At 62.5% G+C, this 854-nt stretch carries 1 protein-coding gene; it reads right to left on the bottom strand.

Annotated features, from left to right (window positions below):
- Nucleotides 1-20: 20 nt before the first annotated feature.
- Nucleotides 21-737 carry a sensor domain-containing protein gene (locus A5713_RS18095; protein ID WP_082973023.1) on the bottom strand — a complete coding sequence of 239 codons (717 nt, stop codon included), beginning with the start codon at nucleotides 735-737 and terminating at the stop codon, nucleotides 21-23.
- Nucleotides 738-854 lie beyond the last annotated feature (117 nt).

Below are 854 nucleotides of genomic sequence, written 5' to 3'. Positions count from 1 at the left end.
GGCAGGAGTCGTGAAAAGCTCTATCCCGGTATCTTCGCCGACATCTTGTCCAGGATCGTCGCTGCGGCCGGAGCGCCGTTGCCCCATTGGCACACCTGCGCGTAGATCACCACATTGTTCTTTGCCCGCGCCTCGCTGGCGCAGACCCAGCCGGTGATCTGCCCGTCCTCCAGTTCCGTTCCCGTCCACCGCACTCCCGTATCGGTCGCGTCGGTCTTCTGGAATCTCCATCGATATTTGCCGCTCAGGTGGATGACGGCATTGCTGCACGCATCGAGACGCTTGGCAAAAGCGTTGCCAAGCAACACCGTCGCTGCTTTGGAATCGACAACCGTCGCAACGGCTTGACGGACCGCATGCTCGTACGTGTCCTTGTCCTCTTTGTAGAGATTGCTCCGCCACGCGGTGTAAGCCACGCCAACCGTGTTGGTGTCCAGCCCGAACAGCGCCGCACAGTCGGGGTTGCCCTCGTCGATGACAGGGGGTGATGGAGGCCTGGTCCAACCGGGCGGGGGCGTGCCCGTCCAGTTGAGTTTCGAGCCGACGATGTCGCCGACCACTTCCGGCGGCACGAGCAGCTCGTCGATGCGATTGAGCGCCAGCGTCGGCCCGACTGTGGGTGTCGGCGAGGGTGCCACCGAAGTGGCGCTGTGGCCGCCGCCCTGCCCGCCGCCGCACCCAACCGCCAACGCGACCACTACAGCCCCGAGCGCCGAAACAATGAAACGAATCCTCATTTCGTCTCCTTGCCAAAAGGGCGAGATCCGTATCTGTTGGTCGAAGAATAGGAGCAGTGCGAGAAACGCGGATCGATTTCCCCAACTTGCTTGCTGCTTGGCGTCGGTCTCAAGTCG

It is taken from the genome of Mycobacterium sp. E2497, assembly GCF_001668695.1.
Classification (GTDB): domain Bacteria; phylum Actinomycetota; class Actinomycetes; order Mycobacteriales; family Mycobacteriaceae; genus Mycobacterium.
This window is presented reverse-complemented; position numbering and strand designations above follow the sequence as displayed.